12 protein-coding genes are annotated in these 16,755 nt (G+C 69.1%); 9 read left to right on the forward strand and 3 right to left on the reverse strand.

Annotated features, from left to right (window positions below; translation table 11 throughout):
• Nucleotides 1–57 precede the first annotated feature (57 nt).
• On the reverse strand, nucleotides 58–4,002 hold the full coding sequence (gene eccCa, locus ACTWQI_RS29580; RefSeq protein WP_443275149.1) for a type VII secretion protein EccCa: 3,945 nt from the start codon (nucleotides 4,000–4,002) through the stop codon (nucleotides 58–60).
• A 234-nt stretch (nucleotides 4,003–4,236) separates the two neighbouring features.
• On the opposite strand from eccCa, the gene eccD reads away from it, so the two are divergent.
• From eccD to ACTWQI_RS29610, 6 genes are all read left to right on the forward strand, one after another.
• A complete protein-coding gene (eccD, locus tag ACTWQI_RS29585) occupies nucleotides 4,237–5,709 on the forward strand; it encodes a type VII secretion integral membrane protein EccD (RefSeq protein WP_443275151.1) in 1,473 nt (490 codons plus the stop codon).
• Between the two features lie 205 nt (nucleotides 5,710–5,914).
• Nucleotides 5,915–6,202 carry a 30S ribosomal protein S15 gene (gene rpsO, locus ACTWQI_RS29590; RefSeq protein ID WP_443275153.1) on the forward strand — a complete coding sequence of 96 codons (288 nt, stop codon included), beginning with the start codon at nucleotides 5,915–5,917 and terminating at the stop codon, nucleotides 6,200–6,202.
• A gap of 295 nt (nucleotides 6,203–6,497) precedes the next feature.
• Nucleotides 6,498–8,762 (forward strand): polyribonucleotide nucleotidyltransferase, encoded by a 2,265-nt coding sequence (locus tag ACTWQI_RS29595; RefSeq protein WP_443275155.1) that lies wholly within the window; start codon nucleotides 6,498–6,500, stop codon nucleotides 8,760–8,762.
• Nucleotides 8,759–10,138 carry a M16 family metallopeptidase gene (locus ACTWQI_RS29600; protein WP_443275157.1) on the forward strand — a complete coding sequence of 460 codons (1,380 nt, stop codon included), beginning with the start codon at nucleotides 8,759–8,761 and terminating at the stop codon, nucleotides 10,136–10,138. The genes ACTWQI_RS29595 and ACTWQI_RS29600 overlap by 4 nt, the downstream gene beginning before the upstream one ends.
• A gap of 57 nt (nucleotides 10,139–10,195) precedes the next feature.
• Nucleotides 10,196–10,951, forward strand: a complete 756-nt coding sequence (gene dapB / locus ACTWQI_RS29605; RefSeq protein WP_443275159.1) for a 4-hydroxy-tetrahydrodipicolinate reductase — start codon at nucleotides 10,196–10,198, stop codon at nucleotides 10,949–10,951.
• Between the two features lie 24 nt (nucleotides 10,952–10,975).
• A complete protein-coding gene (locus ACTWQI_RS29610) occupies nucleotides 10,976–11,434 on the forward strand; it encodes a hypothetical protein (protein WP_443275169.1) in 459 nt (152 codons plus the stop codon).
• A gap of 40 nt (nucleotides 11,435–11,474) precedes the next feature.
• Here ACTWQI_RS29610 and ACTWQI_RS29615 read toward each other — a convergent pair whose 3' ends face one another.
• Both ACTWQI_RS29615 and ACTWQI_RS29620 read right to left on the reverse strand, forming a co-directional pair.
• Complete coding sequence (locus tag ACTWQI_RS29615; protein ID WP_443275160.1) at nucleotides 11,475–12,032, reverse strand: PH domain-containing protein; 558 nt, start codon at nucleotides 12,030–12,032, stop codon at nucleotides 11,475–11,477.
• Between the two features lie 115 nt (nucleotides 12,033–12,147).
• Nucleotides 12,148–12,441 carry a hypothetical protein gene (locus ACTWQI_RS29620; protein ID WP_443275162.1) on the reverse strand — a complete coding sequence of 98 codons (294 nt, stop codon included), beginning with the start codon at nucleotides 12,439–12,441 and terminating at the stop codon, nucleotides 12,148–12,150.
• A gap of 165 nt (nucleotides 12,442–12,606) precedes the next feature.
• Between ACTWQI_RS29620 and thyX the strand changes: the two genes are divergently transcribed.
• The 3 genes from thyX to ACTWQI_RS29635 all read left to right on the forward strand — a co-directional run bounded on the left by thyX (nucleotide 12,607) and on the right by ACTWQI_RS29635 (nucleotide 16,231).
• A complete protein-coding gene (gene thyX, locus ACTWQI_RS29625) occupies nucleotides 12,607–13,347 on the forward strand; it encodes an FAD-dependent thymidylate synthase (protein WP_443275163.1) in 741 nt (246 codons plus the stop codon).
• A gap of 186 nt (nucleotides 13,348–13,533) precedes the next feature.
• On the forward strand, nucleotides 13,534–14,433 hold the full coding sequence (dapA, locus tag ACTWQI_RS29630) for a 4-hydroxy-tetrahydrodipicolinate synthase (protein ID WP_443275165.1): 900 nt from the start codon (nucleotides 13,534–13,536) through the stop codon (nucleotides 14,431–14,433).
• Nucleotides 14,434–14,545: 112 nt separating this feature from the next.
• Nucleotides 14,546–16,231 carry a ribonuclease J gene (locus ACTWQI_RS29635; protein WP_443275167.1) on the forward strand — a complete coding sequence of 562 codons (1,686 nt, stop codon included), beginning with the start codon at nucleotides 14,546–14,548 and terminating at the stop codon, nucleotides 16,229–16,231.
• Nucleotides 16,232–16,755: the final 524 nt, after the last annotated feature.

The raw sequence follows: 16,755 nt of genomic DNA on the forward strand, positions 1-16,755 counted from the left end.
CCCTTGGGAGTGCCACCGCCGCTCTCGTTCACGTCCGCATGGCTCGCCGGACCGGCCTCAGCCCTGCGTCGGCAGCCAGCCCGTCTGGACCAGCTGCGAACCGCGCTTCCGCGTGACGAACTGACCCCGGCCAGGCGTCAGCTTGGTCGCCCTGACGTTCCCCATCAGCGGACCCTCCGACGGGTCGCCCGACAGGATCAGGCCCTGCGCACCCAGCTCCTTCGTACGCTGCATCACCGGCTCGAACGAGGACCGCGAGGCCCCCGAGGAGCTGCGCGCCAGAATCAGGCGCAGACCCAGGTCCCGCGCGAACGGCAGGTACTCCAGCAGCGGCTGCAGCGGGTTCGCACCGCTCGCGACCAGGTCGTAGTCGTCCACGATGACGAACGCGTCGGGCAGGTCGTACCAGCTGCGGTTGCGCAGCTGCTCCGGCGTCACGTCCGGGCCCGGCATACGGCGGCCCAGCGAGCCCGCCAGCCCGGTGAGGACCTCCTGCAGCTGAGGTCCGGCCGCGCAGTACTTGTACAGATGGCTCTCGGGGAGCTCCCCGAGCAGCGCACGCCGGTAGTCCGCGACGACCATCAGCGCCTTGTCCGCGGCGTACCGCTCCGAGATCTGCTTGGCCAGCAGCCGCAGCACCGACGACTTCCCGGACTCGCTCTCGCCGTAGATGACGAACAGCGGGTCGGTCTCGAAGTCGATGAACGCCGGGGACAGGGTCGTCTCGTCGACGCCGATCGCGATGCCGCGCTCCGGGTGGTCGCCGCCCTTGGGCAGTTCGTGGACCTGCAGCAGGGTGGGCAGCATGCGCACGGGCGGCGCCGCCGGTCCGGTCCAGTGTTCGGAGACGGTGGCGACCAGATGGGCCATGCCCTCGCCGAGGGTGTCCGGGTCGGTGGAGCCGTCCAGCCGCGGCAGGGCGGCCAGGAAGTTGAGCTTCTCCGGCGACAGACCACGGCCCGGCTTGCCGATGGGCACGTTCTCCGCCCGCTTGCGGTCGAACTCCGACTCCATCGGGTCGCCCAGCCGCAGCTCGACGCGGTTGAGCAGCTGGTCCCGCAGCGCGGGCCGGACTTCGGTGTAGCGTGCGGCCCCGAGGATCAGGTGGACACCGAAGCCGAGACCGCGTCCGGCGATGTCGAGGATCACCGGGTCGAGCTGCTCGTAGTCGGTCTTGAAGGTCGACCAGCCGTCGATGACCAGGAAGACATCGCCCCACTTCTGGTCCGGGTACTGACCGGCCGCCCGGCGCTGCCGGTAGGTGTTGATCGAGTCGATGTTGTTGTCCCGGAAGAACTCCTCACGCTCATTGAGGATGCCGACGACCTCGGAGACCGTACGGCGTACCTTCTCCGCATCGAGCCGGGAGGCGACCCCGCCCACTTGCGGCAGGCCGTCGAGGGCCAGCATGCCGCCGCCGCCGAAGTCCAGGCAGTAGAACTGCACTTCGACCGGGGTGTGGGTCAGCGCGAACGCCGCGATGGCGCTGCGCAGCAGCGTGGACTTGCCGGACTGCGGACCACCGACGACCAGACCGTGACCGGCCGAACCCGAGAAGTCCAGATACATCACGTCGCGGCGCTGCTCGAACGGCTTGTCCACGATCGCGACCGGTACGACGAGCTTGCCGAGCGCCGTGTACTCCGTTGCGTGCACCCCGCGTTCCGGGGTGACCGAGAGCGCCGGGAGCAGCTGGTTGACCGACGGCGACTCCTCCAGCGGCGGCAGCCAGACCTGGTGTGCGGGCGGACCCTGGCCCTGCAGCCGCTGGACGATGACGTCCAGAACGGTGTCGGCGAGCGCGTCGTCCTGCTGCGGCGCGACCGGCTCCGGCGTCGGCTCCTCGATGATGTGCCGCTCGACCTGCGCCGCGGTGAACGGGACGGGCAGCCGGTTCGTACGGCTGCCGCCGCCGCGGCTCCCACCACTGCCCGCGCGGTACGCGCCGGACACGTACGCGGCCTTGAACTGGACCATCGTCTCGGTGTCGTACTTGAGGATGCCCGCACCGGGGACGTTCGGCAGGTGGTAGGCGTCCGGAACACCGATCGCCGTACGGGACTCGGCCGCCGAGAAGGTGCGCAGACCGATCCGGTACGACAGGAAGGTGTCCAGGCCGCGCAGCTTGCCCTCTTCCAGGCGCTGCGAGGCGAGCAGCATGTGCACACCCAGCGAACGGCCGATCCGGCCGATCTGGATGAACATGTCGATGAAGTCGGGCTTGGCGGTCAGCAGCTCGCTGAACTCGTCGAGGACCATCACCAGCGAGGCCAGCGGCTCGAGCGGAGCCCCCGCGGCACGCGCCTTCTCGTAGTCGGTGATGTTGGCGTAGTTGCCCGCCGAGCGCAGCAGTTCCTGACGGCGCTGCAGCTCACCGGTGATCGCATCGCGCATCCGGTCGACCATGGTGAGGTCGTCGGCCAGGTTGGTGATGACCGCCGCCACGTGCGGCATGTCGGCCATGCCCGTGAAGGTCGCGCCGCCCTTGAAGTCCGCGAGGATGAAGTTGAGCGTCTCGGAGGAGTGAGTGACCGCCAGACCCAGCACCAGGGTGCGCAACAGCTCCGACTTACCCGAACCGGTGGCACCGACGCACAGGCCGTGCGGGCCCATGCCCTGCTGCGAGGCTTCCTTGACGTCGAGCATGACCGGCTGACCGTCCTGGCCGAGGCCGATCGGCACCCGCAGCCGCTCGGGCAGCGTCCGTGGCCGCCAGGTCCGGGAGACGTCGACCGAACCGGCGTCGCCGATGTTCATCAGGTCGGTGAAGTCCAGGTTGGCCAGCAGCGGTTCGTCGCCGTCGGCGGTGCCCGCCCGCAGCGGGGCGAGTTGGCGCGCCAGCGACTCGGCCTCGGAGACCGAGAGCACGTCGGGGGTCCCGGTGTAGGTCGCTCCGCTCGCCGACTCCAGGGCCAGCTTGTCCGGCCGCACCTGGATGGCGAGCGAGCTGCGCATCTCGTCCAGTTCGCCGGGCACGACCTCGAGGATCGTCACGCCCTGGAGGCCTTCGGCTCCGGCGATCACGGAGTCGGCCGGGACCGAGCCGCCGTCCAGCACGATCACCACGTGCGGGGTGTCCGCCACCGGCGGTCCCTGCGGGTTGAAGCGGCCGCGGCCGTCCAGCTCGTCCGCGAGCAGCTCCTCGACCACGCCGAGGTCGTCCACGATCAGACGGCGCGTCCCGGCGCCGTCCAGGGACGCATCCTGCGCGTGCGGCAGCCACTTCGCCCACTCCCACTCGGCCTGGGCGCCGGGTGCGGCGACGACCGCCACGACCAGGTCCTCGGGGGAGTGGAGTGTGCACAGCTGGGCCAGCATGGCGCGTGACGTCCCGTAGACGGTGTCCGGGTCGCCCGACACCGTCAGGTGATAGAAGGCGCGCAGGGAGACCGCCAGCGGCAGCTCCTCCAACGTGCCGTGCACGGCCAGGAACTGCTTCATCGCATGCGCGGTGAGCGGCTCCAGCTCATCCACCGGCGCCGTCTCGGGGGCCTTCAGCGGCGTCGCCAGCTGCTGCGGCCCGAGGCCCACCCGTACCTGCGCGAAGTCCGCGTCCGAGGCACGCCGTTCCCATACCCGCTTGCCCTCGGCGACGACCGACCACAGCTGGTCCGGGCTCGGGTGGATGAACAGCTGGGCGTCACGCTGCCGACGGGCAGTGCGCCGGACCTCCCTGCGCTTCTGCGCCAGGTACTTCAGATAGTCCTGGCGCTCCTGCACCATCTGTCCCGCAGGTCCTTGCCGAGCCTTCACAACCTGCACAACCGCCATGATCACGGCCGACAGGCACATCATCCCGCCCATGATCTTCATGAACGGTGCGATGTTCGGCATGAAGAAGAACGCAGCCGACGAGAACATGCCCAGCATGGGGAGCAGGTTCATCATCAGGTTGTTGTCCCCCTCGCGCGGGATCTCAGGGGGAGCCTCGAGTGTCACCTCCTCGCTGGGGACTTCGGGCGGCAGAGCCCGAGGCGGGCGCTTGACGATCATCACGCTCACCGTGGCACCAGTCCTTCACGCAGATCGCAGTTCGGACCGCCCCCGTAATCGAACGGTCCCCCCGGCCAATGTTTCTTCGCCGTTGGCACAGCTCGGTGATCCTACTGATTGAAGTCAACCGCAGGGGTGGGTGGGGGCCTTGACCCGGGTGAGCGGTACGCTGACGCACCGCCGCCGTCTGCTGTCCCGTCGGCGCCAGAACAACATCCACCACGGACGAGGGGGAACCGCCAGGTGAGCACGACCGCAGGGACCGGCTTCTGCCGGGTCACAGTCGCTGCGCCGGACGCACGGATCGACGTGGCGCTGCCCGAGGACGTCGCACTCGTCGACATCTACCCGGAGATTCTGCGGCTGTCCGGCCAATCACAGGCCGAAGGCGCCCCGACCGGCTATCACCTGGTGCGCCGCGACGGCACGGTGCTGGACCCCGGCCGGTCGCTCGCCGAGCAGCGCATCCTCGACGGCGACCTGCTGCTCCTGCGCCCGTTCGCCGAGTCGTTGCCCTCCGCCGTCTACGACGACGTCTCCGACGCCATCGCCTCCGCGGTCAAGCGGAACCGCCGTCGCTGGAGCGACGAGCTGATGAACGTCGCCGGTCTCACCGCCGGTGTGCTGCTGCTGGTCATGATGGCCTTCGCGCTGTGGTTCTCGAACCCGCTGGAGCGCGACATGCACCGGCTGCCGGGCATCATCGCCGGCGTCACCGGCATCGCCCTGGTCACGCTCGCCGGCGTACGGGCCCGGGTCTACGACGACCACCGGTCCGCCATCGCGCTCGGACTCGCCGCCCTCCCGCACCTGTTGCTCGCCGGCTCCGGGATCTTCGGCGTGGACGACGGCGAAGGCCCCGGCCGGCTGCACTTCCTCGTCGGCTGCGTGGTCGTCCTCATCGCCTCGGTCCTGCTGGTGGTGCTGCTCCCGCATGGTGACTCGCCCTTCGTGGCCGGCGCCTTCCTCGCCGCCATCGGCACGCTGGCCACGTTCGCCGCGATCCTCACCGACGCGCCGCCTCGTGAGGTCGCCGCCGTCACCGCCATCGTCGGTATCGCCGTGGTGGCCTGGCTGCCCGGTATGTCCGCGAGGTTCGCCCGGCTCCCCATCGGTTACCGCTCGCCCGACCAGATCGCCCAGGGGCGGGACTACGACCGCCGGGGCGGGGCACCGGACGAGGAGTCCGTCGACTACCAGCGGATAGGGGCCCAGGCCCGCCGCGGCCACGAACTCCTGCTCGGCCTGGTCGCGGGCTGCGCTGCCCTCGTCGTCGGCGCCGCCGGCGTGGTGCTCGGCTTCTCCGACAACGTCTGGGCGCAGCTCCTGGCCCTCTCCGCCGGTGTGGCCACGCTGCTGCGCGCACGGCTCTTCGACTACACCTCGCAGGTCGCCTGTCTGCTGATCGCGGGCCTTGCCACCATCCTGCTGCTGATCCTCGGGATCGCCCTCGACCCGCCGGTAGAGGCCCTCCAGTCCCTGTACAAGGAAGGGGACGACGGGCCGCTCAACATCCGCACCGTGTGGTTCACCGGCAGCATCGCCCTGGGCGCCGCGCTCCTGGTCGCCGTGGGCCTGATCGTCCCGCGCAAGGGCCTGTCACCGTTCTGGGGCCGGATGCTCGACATCTTCGACGGTGTCGTGCTGCTGTCCCTGGTGCCCCTGTGCCTGGCGGTGCTGGACGTCTACGCCTCGGCACGGAGCCTGACCAGCTAGCCGGGACCCCGGTGACCGGGTGCCGGTGAGGGGGCAAGAGCACCTGCTAGGGGCTGGTACTCTGGGTGACGGCCGTGTGTGTACGCGCCCCCGGAGCATCTGGAGGCAGCGCCCAGCGAGCCCCGCCTCCCGAGTCCCGGAAGCTCCCCTGAGACCAAGACCAGGGGCACTCGGTGGCCGAAACGAAGACCTTTAGGAGTACCGAGTGTCGCTCGACGCCGCTACGAAGAAGCAGATCATGACCGAGTTCGCCACCAAGGAGGGCGACACCGGCTCCCCCGAGGTCCAGGTCGCGATGCTGACCCGTCGGATCACCGACCTGACGGAGCACCTGAAGACCCACAAGCACGACCACCACTCCCGCCGGGGTCTGCTGCTCCTGGTCGGCCAGCGCCGCCGGCTGCTGCAGTACCTGGCGAAGAAGGACATCACCCGCTTCCGCCAGCTGGTGGAGCGCCTCGGCATCCGCCGCGGTGCCGCGGGCGCCAAGTAAGACGTGATGGAGGGAGCGGCTCCCATACGAGGGGGGCCGCTCCCTTCGCCGTATGCGTCGTGGCTCCAGCCGTCGTGAGGACGGCCGAAGCTTTGTAGTCTGGTCGCACAACGTCATAACGGAACAGCACACCGAACAACGAGGAGGGGCGCCCCACCCGCCGCCGGTCCTCGGTAGTGGCCCTCGGGAGGCAGCAATCCCGGGAGCTTCGATCGAAGACCGGCCCGCACAGGAGGCGCTCCGCCGTAACCGTCCCCCGCACGCGCGCGGGGACGCAGACGAGGAGATTTTCCTGGTGGAGAACGAGACCCACTACGCCGAGGCCGTCATCGACAACGGCTCCTTCGGCACCCGCACCATCCGCTTCGAAACGGGCCGCCTGGCCCGCCAGGCCGCCGGCTCCGCCGTGGCCTACCTGGACGACGACACCATGGTGCTGTCGGCCACCACGGCATCGAAGAACCCCAAGGACCAGCTCGACTTCTTCCCGCTGACGGTCGACGTCGAGGAGCGGATGTACGCCGCCGGTCGCATCCCGGGTTCGTTCTTCCGCCGTGAGGGCCGGCCGTCCGAGGACGCAGTCCTCACCTGCCGCCTGATCGACCGGCCGCTGCGCCCGTCCTTTAAGAAGGGGCTGCGCAACGAGATCCAGATCGTCGAGACGGTCATGGCGCTCAACCCCGACCACCTCTACGACGTGGTCGCGATCAACGCCGCCTCCTGCTCCACGCAGCTGGCCGGCCTGCCCTTCTCCGGCCCGATCGGCGGCACCCGCGTCGCCCTGATCAAGGGCCAGTGGGTGGCCTTCCCGACCCACACCGAGCTCGAGGACGCCGTCTTCGACATGGTCGTGGCCGGGCGGGTGCTCGAGGACGGCGACGTCGCGATCATGATGGTCGAGGCGGAGGCCACCGACAAGACGGTGCAGCTGGTCAAGGACGGCGGCCAGGCCCCCACGGAGGAGATCGTCGCCGCCGGGCTCGAGGCCGCGAAGCCGTTCATCAAGGTCCTCTGCAAGGCGCAGTCGGACCTCGCCGCCAAGGCCGCCAAGCCGACCGGCGAGTTCCCGATCTTCCTCGACCACCAGGACGACGTCCTGGAGGCGCTGACCAACTCCGTCCGCGACGAGCTCGCCCAGGCGCTGACCATCGCCGGCAAGCATGAGCGCGAGGCCGAGCTGGACCGCGTCAAGGCGCTGGCCGCCGAGAAGCTGCTGCCGCAGTTCGAGGGCCGCGAGAAGGAGATCTCCGCTGCGTACCGCTCGCTGACCAAGACCCTGGTGCGCGAGCGCGTCATCAAGGACAAGGTCCGCATCGACGGCCGCGGCGTCACGGACATCCGTACGCTCGCCGCCGAGGTCGAGCCGGTCCCGCGGGTGCACGGCTCGGCGCTGTTCGAGCGCGGCGAGACCCAGATCCTGGGCATCACCACGCTCAACATGCTGCGCATGGAGCAGCAGCTGGACACGCTGTCGCCCGAGACGCGCAAGCGCTACATGCACAACTACAACTTCCCGCCGTACTCCACCGGCGAGACCGGTCGCGTCGGCTCCCCCAAGCGCCGCGAGATCGGCCACGGCGCGCTCGCCGAGCGGGCGCTGCTGCCGGTGCTCCCGGCCCGTGAGGACTTCCCGTACGCCATCCGCCAGGTCTCCGAGGCGCTCAGCTCCAACGGCTCGACCTCCATGGGCTCGGTCTGCGCCTCGACCATGTCGCTGCTGAACGCCGGTGTGCCGCTCAAGGCCCCGGTCGCCGGTATCGCCATGGGTCTGATCTCCCAGGAGGTCGACGGCGAGACGCACTACGTCACCCTGACCGACATCCTCGGTGCGGAGGACGCCTTCGGTGACATGGACTTCAAGGTCGCCGGCACCAAGGAGTTCGTCACCGCCCTGCAGCTGGACACCAAGCTGGACGGCATCCCGGCGTCCGTGCTGGCCGCGGCCCTCAAGCAGGCCCGCGACGCCCGTCTGCACATCCTCGACGTGATGATGGAGGCCATCGACCGGCCCGACGAGATGTCCCCGCACGCCCCGCGGATCATCACCGTCAAGATCCCGGTGGACAAGATCGGCGAGGTCATCGGCCCCAAGGGCAAGATGATCAACCAGATCCAGGAGGACACTGGCGCCGAGATCACCATCGAGGACGACGGCACCATCTACATCGGTGCCGCCGACGGTCCGTCCGCCGAGGCCGCCCGGGCGACCATCAACGGCATCGCCAACCCGACGATGCCCGAGGTCGGCGAGCGCTACCTGGGCACGGTCGTCAAGACCACCACCTTCGGCGCGTTCGTCTCGCTGATGCCCGGCAAGGACGGCCTGCTGCACATCTCGCAGATCCGCAAGCTCGCCGGCGGCAAGCGCGTGGAGAACGTCGACGACGTGCTCAAGGTCGGCGCGAAGGTCCAGGTCGAGATCGCCGAGATCGACCAGCGCGGCAAGCTCTCCCTGATCCCCGTGATCGAGGGCGAGGAGGGCGAGGCCGAGTCCGGCAGCAGTTCCGCCGCGGGCTCGTCCGAGGACAAGCCGCGGTCGAAGGACGACGCTGCCAAGTGACGTCCCGTGCGCACAAGGCGACGGCCCGCACCTCTTCGGAGGCGCGGGCCGTCGCCCGTACCCAAACGCTTCTCAAGGGTGAGAAGGGCATCGGCACGGTCCGCAAGACCGTCCTCCCCGGGGGCTTGCGAGTCATCACGGAGACCCTGCCGTCCGTGCGCTCCGCGACCTTCGGCATCTGGGCCCATGTCGGCTCCCGTGACGAGACCCCGGCGCTGAACGGTACGACCCACTACCTCGAGCACCTGCTCTTCAAGGGCACGAAGCGGCGCACGGCCCTGGAGATCTCCTCCGCGATCGACGCGGTCGGCGGCGAGATGAACGCCTTCACGGCGAAGGAGTACACCTGCTACTACGCGCGGGTGCTCGACACCGACCTGCCGCTCGCCATCGACGTGGTGTGCGACATGCTCACCGGCTCGCTGATCGACGCCGAGGACGTGGACGCCGAGCGCGGCGTCATCCTCGAGGAGATCGCGATGACCGAGGACGACCCCAGTGACGTCGTGCACGATCTCTTCGCGCGCACCATGTTCGGCGAGAGCCCGCTGGGCCGCCCCGTCCTCGGCACGGTCGACACGGTCACCGGCCTCAGCCGGGACCGGGTCGCCCGCTTCTACCGGAAGCACTACGACCCCACCCACCTGATCGTCGCCGCTGCGGGCAACATCGACCACGCCCGGGTCGTACGCCAGGTCCGCGCCGCATTCGAGCGGGCGGGTGCCCTCGCCGACGAGGACGCCACTCCCGTCGGTCCCCGCTCCGGCGCGCGCACGATCCGTACCGCCGGCCGCGTGGACGTCCTCGGCCGCAGGACCGAGCAGGCGCACGTCGTGCTCGGCATGCCCGGCATCCCGCGCACCGACGACCGGCGCTGGGCGCTCGGCGTCCTGAACACGGCGCTCGGCGGCGGCATGAGCTCCCGCCTCTTCCAGGAGGTCCGGGAGAAGCGCGGCCTTGCCTACTCCGTGTACTCCTACACCACCGGGTTTGCCGACTGCGGCCTCTTCGGTGTGTACGCGGGCTGCCGCCCGAACCAGGTCGACGAGCTGCTCAAGATCTGCCGCGACGAGCTCGACCAGGTCGCCGAGCACGGCTTGAGCGACGACGAGCTGCACCGGGCGATCGGGCAGCTCTCCGGTTCCACGGTGCTGGGGCTGGAGGACACGGGCGCGCTGATGAATCGCATCGGCAAGAGCGAGCTGTGCTGGGGCGAACAGCTGTCGGTCGACGAGATGCTGCGGCGGATAGCCGCCGTCACCCCGGACGACGTCCGGGACGTGGCCCGTGAGGTGCTGGGACACCGCCCGTCCCTGTCCGTCATCGGTCCGCTGAAGGACAAGCAGGCGACGAGACTGGACGACGCCGTCGCATAACGCGCCCACGAAGCCCGACGGAAGCCCGACGGAAGCCCGACGAAGGAAGCACAGACGATGAGCAGCAAGCTGCGCGTGGCCGTGATGGGAGCCAAGGGCCGGATCGGCTCCGAGGCCGTGCGGGCCGTGCAGGCCGCCGAGGACATGGAGCTGGTGGCCGCACTGGACCGGGGCGACAAGCTGGAGTCGCTGACCGAGGCGGGTGCCCAGGTCGCCGTCGACCTCACCCACCCCGACGCGGTCATGGCCAACCTCGAGTTCTGCGTGACGAACGGCATCCACGGAGTCGTCGGCACCACCGGATGGACCGACGAGCGGCTGGCGCGGCTTCGCGGCTGGCTCGACGCCTCCCCGTCGACCGGGGTGCTCATCGCTCCGAACTTCTCCATCGGCGCCGTGCTCACCATGACCTTCGCCCGGCAGGCGGCCCGCTTCTTCGAGTCCGTCGAGGTCGTCGAGTTGCACCATCCGAACAAGGCGGACGCCCCGTCCGGCACCGCGACCCGTACCGCTCAGCTGATCGCCGAGGCCCGGCGCGAGGCGGGCTGCCCGCCGCAGCCCGACGCGACGACCACGGCCCTGGAGGGCGCGCGGGGCGCCGACGTGGACGGGGTGCCGGTGCACGCCGTACGCCTGCGGGGCCTGCTGGCGCACCAGGAGGTCCTCTTCGGCGAACCCGGTGAGACGCTCACCATCAGGCACGACTCGCTGCACCACAGCTGCTTCATGCCGGGCATCCTGCTCGGCGTGCGGCGCGTGATCTCCACCCCCGGGCTGACCTTCGGCCTGGAGAACTTCCTCGATCTGGGCTGAGAACCGACAACGGTAGTGGTGGCAGTGCGCGCAAAGATCACGTATTTCGTTCTCGCGGCGGTTCTGGTCGGCTACTTCGTGCTGGTCGGCAGCCGCGGCGTCATGCTCATCCGGCAGGGGACCGCCGTGACCGTCGTCTTCGGTGCGTCCGTACTGGTGCTGCCGCTGATCGGCGTGTGGTTCCTCTGGCAGGCGACGCAGTTCGCGCGGAACGCCGAACGGCTCGCGCGGGAGCTGGCGGCCGAGGGCGGTCTGCCGGTCGACGAGTTGGTGCGGACCCCCGGTGGGCGCATCGACCGGGACTCGGCCGACGCCGTCTTCGCCAAGAGGCGGGCCGAGACGGAGGAGTCGCCGGGGGACTGGCGGGCGTGGTTCCGGCTCGCGGTCGCCTACCACGACGCGCGGGACACTCCGCGGGCGCGGAAGGCCATGCAGCGGGCCATCGCCCTGCACCGGGCCGACGGCGGTGGGGCCACGGCCTAGCTGGTACAGCTGCCTGGGGGCTGCCAGGCCGGGGGCTCGCTCAGGTCCGGTATTCGGCCGCCCATCCCTCGACGGCGTCCGCCGCCATGTCGAAGGCCTCCATACGGCCGAGGAAATCCGCGTTGTGGTCGGTGATCAGCGGCCGCAGCGGCTCGCCCACGGTAGGTATGGCCAGCAGAGCCTGGCCCTGTACGGTCCGGGGCATCCCGAGCCACTTCACGGGCTGCTGCATGGTCCGCACCTCCGCGACCTGAGACCACGGGAGGGTCGTGGTCGCGAAGAGGCCCACCCGGCGGAGCCCCTGCTCGTTCACCCACACGCCGGTGCGCAGCAGCCGTACCGCGATCGCGATCACCACCGCGGCCGTGGTCACGCACACCCCGGCCCCCGGCAGCGCACCCGCGAAGGCGACGATCATCGCGGCGAACAGCAGATACGAGGCGAGCAGCAGCAGAATCGCCGCGATGCCGACCCGCCAGGGCCCCGGGCGGTACGGACGCCGCCAGCGGTCCCGGTCGTCGTACGGCAGCGCGGCATCGTCGACGGCATCACCGGAGGCGTCGAAGGCACGATCGGCCGTCAGGAAGGGGAGGGGCACCGCTGGACCTCATTCGTATGCACACTCGATGGGGCTGTGCCCGGTGAGGCTATCGATGCTCCGGGGGTCCCGACCACCCCCGGGTCGGCAGTCGGCCGGTCGGCCGCCGCCTCGCTCAACGGCTGTCGTTCGGCTCGGACTGGGACGCCTGATCCGTGCCCGGCCGGGGGACCTCGAGTGCAGGCGACCCGAACAGCAGCGCTCCGACCAGCCCGGCAACGACCGTCAGCCCCAGCAGGGTCCGCCCTGCGATCTGCGGCAGGTCGGCACGTCGGCGCGGCGGCGGCTGGACATTGCTGCGGAAACGATCGGCCTCGGCGACTGGGGGCCCCTCCCTGGGGGCCCCTCCCAGCGGTAGCTGGGGGAGGTAGCTGGGGGAGAACGGTACGGGTTCTCGTCGGCGGAACACGACGGGCACTCCTCACACATACTCGATGCGGACTCTTGCCCATGAAGACGCAAGAATCGCCCCGTAGGTGCCGTTTCACGGCGACTTCTGTCGCGCGTCCAGGCTGTCGGTGCCGGGTCGTAAGCTGGGCGCCGCCCGAGCGATGCGACTGGAAGGACCCCGCCGGTGACCGACACCCCCGCCGAGAGCGCCAAGCCCAGCTTCCGCAGCGATGTGACCGTCGAGCTGGTGAAGCACAGCGCAGCGGACAGCGACGTGCTGTGGGCCGCCCGGGTCTCGACGGCAGGCGAGCAGTCCCTGGACGAGCTCAAGAAGGACCCGGAGCGATCAAAAGGGTTGATCAACTTTCTGATGCGCGACCGGCACGGCAGCCCGTTCGAGCACAACTCGATGACGTTCTTCATCAGCGCGCCGATCTTCGTCTTCCGCGAGTTCATGCGCCACCGCGTCGGCTGGTCGTACAACGAGGAGTCCGGTCGCTACCGCGAGCTGCAGCCGGTCTTCTACGTGCCGGGGGAGGCCCGCAAACTCGTCCAGCAGGGCCGCCCCGGCAAGTACGAGTTCGTCGAGGGCACCCAGGCGCAGCACGAGCTGACCGGGCGCGTCATGGAGAGCGCCTACCGGGACGCGTACGAGGCGTACCAGGAGATGCTGGATGCGGGAGTCGCCCGCGAAGTGGCGCGTTCGGTCCTGCCCGTCGGGCTCTTCTCCTCGATGTACGCGACGTGCAACGCCCGCTCGCTGATGCACTTCCTGGGCCTGCGCACGCAGCACGAGCAGGCGGCCGTGCCGTCCTTCCCGCAGCGGGAGATCGAGATGGTGGGCGAGAAGATGGAGGCGCACTGGGCGCGGCTGATGCCGCTGACCCACGCTGCTTTCAATGCCAATGGGCGGGTCGCCCCGTAGCGCACGTATCTCGGCCATGTTGGGATCGGCAGCCGGAGGTGTCCGTATTGCGACGTTTCGTGAAGTTCATCTAGGCTGAATTTACGGACCCGGCACTGCTTGAACCCCCGAGCAGGCAGTGCCGGGATCCGCATACCGGTCCCCCGAGGGCGCACCTCACTTGCAGCTGCGAGTAGCGTGGGACCCATGGCTCCGACCTCCACACCGCAGACCCCCTTCGGACGGGTCCTGACCGCGATGGTCACGCCGTTCACGAACGACGGCGAACTGGACACCGACGGCGCGCAGCGGCTCGCCGCCCACCTGGTGGACGCCGGGAACGACGGGATCGTCGTCAACGGCACCACGGGCGAGTCCCCGACCACCAGCGATGCGGAGAAAGCGCGGCTCGTGCGGGCCGTGGTGGAGGCCGTCGGTGATCGCGCCCACGTGGTGGCCGGCGCAGGAACCAATGACACCCGGCATAGCGTCGAGCTGGCCCGCGCCGCCCAGGAGGCCGGCGCCCATGGTCTGCTGGCCGTCACTCCGTACTACAGCAAGCCTCCGCAGGAGGGCCTGTTCCGGCACTTCAGCGCCATCGCCGACGCCACCGACCTGCCGGTCATGCTGTACGACATCCCCGGCCGCAGCGGTGTCCCGATCAACACCGAGACCATTGTCCGGCTCGCCGATCACCCGCGCATCGTCGCGAACAAGGACGCCAAGGGCGACCTCGGTCGTGCCAGCTGGGCCATCGCCCGCAGCGGTCTCGCCTGGTACTCCGGCGACGACATGCTGAACCTCCCGTTGCTCTCGGTCGGCGCCATCGGCTTCGTCTCCGTCGTCGGCCATGTCGTCACGCCGGAACTGCGCGCCCTGCTGGACGCCCACCTCAACGGCGATGTGACCAAGGCGACCGAGATCCACCAGCAGCTGCTCCCGGTCTTCACCGGGATGTTCCGGACCCAGGGCGTCATCACCACCAAGGCGGCGCTCGCTCTCCAGGGCCTGCCCGGCGGGCCACTGCGGCTGCCTCTCGTGGAGCTGTCCCCCGAGGAGACAGAGCAGCTCAAGCGGGATCTCGCCGCAGGCGGGGTACAGCTGTAAACACCATGGACTTCACAACTACATATCGACAACGAACTGCAAGTGCACGAATGTCACGCGCGCCACGTGTCCCCATGGCGGGGCAGGTGGCGTGCGTGGTGAGGAGAGTCTTTTGAGCCATCCGCACCCCGAGCTCGGCCCCCCGCCGGAGCTTCCCGAGGGCGGCCTTCGCGTCACCCCGCTCGGCGGCCTCGGCGAAATCGGCCGCAATATGACGGTCTTCGAATACGGCGGTCGTCTGCTGATCGTCGACTGCGGAGTGCTCTTCCCCGAGGAGGAGCAGCCCGGAGTCGACCTGATCCTCCCGGACTTCACGATCATCCGGGACCGCCTCGACGACATCGACGGCATCGTGCTCACGCACGGCCACGAGGACCACATCGGCGGCGTTCCGTACCTGCTCCGCGAGAAGTCGGACATCCCGCTGATCGGTTCCAAACTGACCCTCGCCCTTATCGAGGCGAAGCTCCAGGAACACCGCATTCGCCCCTACACCCTCCAAGTCGCAGAGGGGCATCGCGAGCGCATCGGTCCCTTCGACTGCGAATTCGTCGCGGTCAATCACTCCATCCCGGACGCTCTGGCGGTCGCCATCCGCACCCCGGCCGGCGTGGTGGTGCACACCGGCGACTTCAAGATGGACCAGCTGCCGCTCGACGGCCGCCTCACCGACTTGCCGGCCTTCGCGCGACTCGGCGAGGAGGGCATCGACCTGCTGCTCTCCGACTCGACGAACGCCGAAGTGCCGGGCTTCGTCCCACCCGAGCGCGACATCTCCAGCGTCCTGCGCACCGTCTTCGCCAGTGCGCAGCGAAGGATCATCGTCGCCAGCTTCGCCAGCCATGTGCACCGGATCCAGCAGATCCTGGACGCCGCACACGAGTACGGGAGGCGGGTGGCCTTCGTCGGGCGCTCGATGGTCCGGAACATGGGCATCGCCCGTGATCTGGGCTACCTGCGGGTTCCGGCGCAACTCGTCGTCGACGTCAAGACGCTCGACGACCTCCCGGACGACGAGGTCGTGCTGGTCTGCACCGGGTCGCAAGGCGAGCCGATGGCCGCGTTGTCACGGATGGCCAACCGCGACCACCAGATCCGTATTGTCCCCGGCGACACGGTGATCCTCGCGTCCTCTCTGATCCCGGGCAATGAGAACGCGGTCTACCGCGTGATCAACGGACTCACCCGATGGGGCGCGAACGTCGTCCACAAGGGCAATGCGAAGGTGCACGTCTCCGGCCACGCCTCGGCCGGTGAACTGCTGTACTTCTACAACATCTGCAAGCCGCGCAACCTGATGCCGGTGCACGGCGAGTGGCGCCATCTGCGGGCGAATGCCGAGCTGGGCGCGCTGACCGGGGTGCCCAAGGACCGGGTCGTCATCGCCGAGGACGGCGTCGTGGTCGATCTCGTCGACGGCACCGCCAAGATCGCCGGGAAGGTCCAGGCGGGATATGTCTACGTCGACGGGCTCTCGGTCGGCGATGTCACGGAATCCTCGCTCAAGGACCGCCGCATCCTCGGCGAAGAGGGCATCATCTCCGTGTTCGTGGTCGTGGACAGCACGAGCGGGAAGATCGTGGGTGGCCCGCACGTTCATGCCCGAGGGTCGGGCATCGAGGACGCGGCCTTCGGTGACGTGATCCCGAAGATCGAGGAGTCACTGGCCAAGTCGGCTCAGGATGGCATCGTCGAGCCCCACCAGCTGCAGCAACTGATCCGACGCGCGGTGGGCAAGTGGGTGTCCGAGTCCTACCGTCGGCGGCCGATGATCCTCCCTGTGGTGGTAGAGGTCTGACGCGCCATCACACGAATGGACGGTTGTCCCGGGGCCGATTTGCCTCCGGGACAGCCGTCCAGTAGGTTTACGGCTCCGCCCATGGACGAGGACCCGGCGCGACTGTGTGCCCGGGTAGCCTCGGATGGGTTCGGAATTCCGACTCGGAGAAATCTGATAATGTCGGATCAGCCGAAAGGCAAGGCCTTTCCAACGGCCACTGGAAGCAATCCGGACCGGGTAACGGCCGGGTGAGAATCTGGTAAGTTGGAAATACCGAAGGGAAGCGCCCGGAGGGCCCGGTGGCGGGTCTGAAGGAAGCGTCCGTTCCTTGAGAACTCAACAGCGTGCCAAAAGTCAACGCCAGATATGTTGATACCCCGTCTCTTTCGGGAGATGAGGTTCCTTTGAAGAAATACACAGCGAGGATGCTGTGAACGGTCGGGATTATTCCTCCGGCTGTTCCGCTCTCGTGGTGTTGCCGGGGTGACCCGGAAAGCATTCACGGAGAGTTTGATCCTGGCTCAGGACGAACGCTGGCGGCG

The sequence above is a fragment of the Streptomyces sp. KR80 genome (genome assembly GCF_052245555.1).
Classification (GTDB): domain Bacteria; phylum Actinomycetota; class Actinomycetes; order Streptomycetales; family Streptomycetaceae; genus Streptomyces.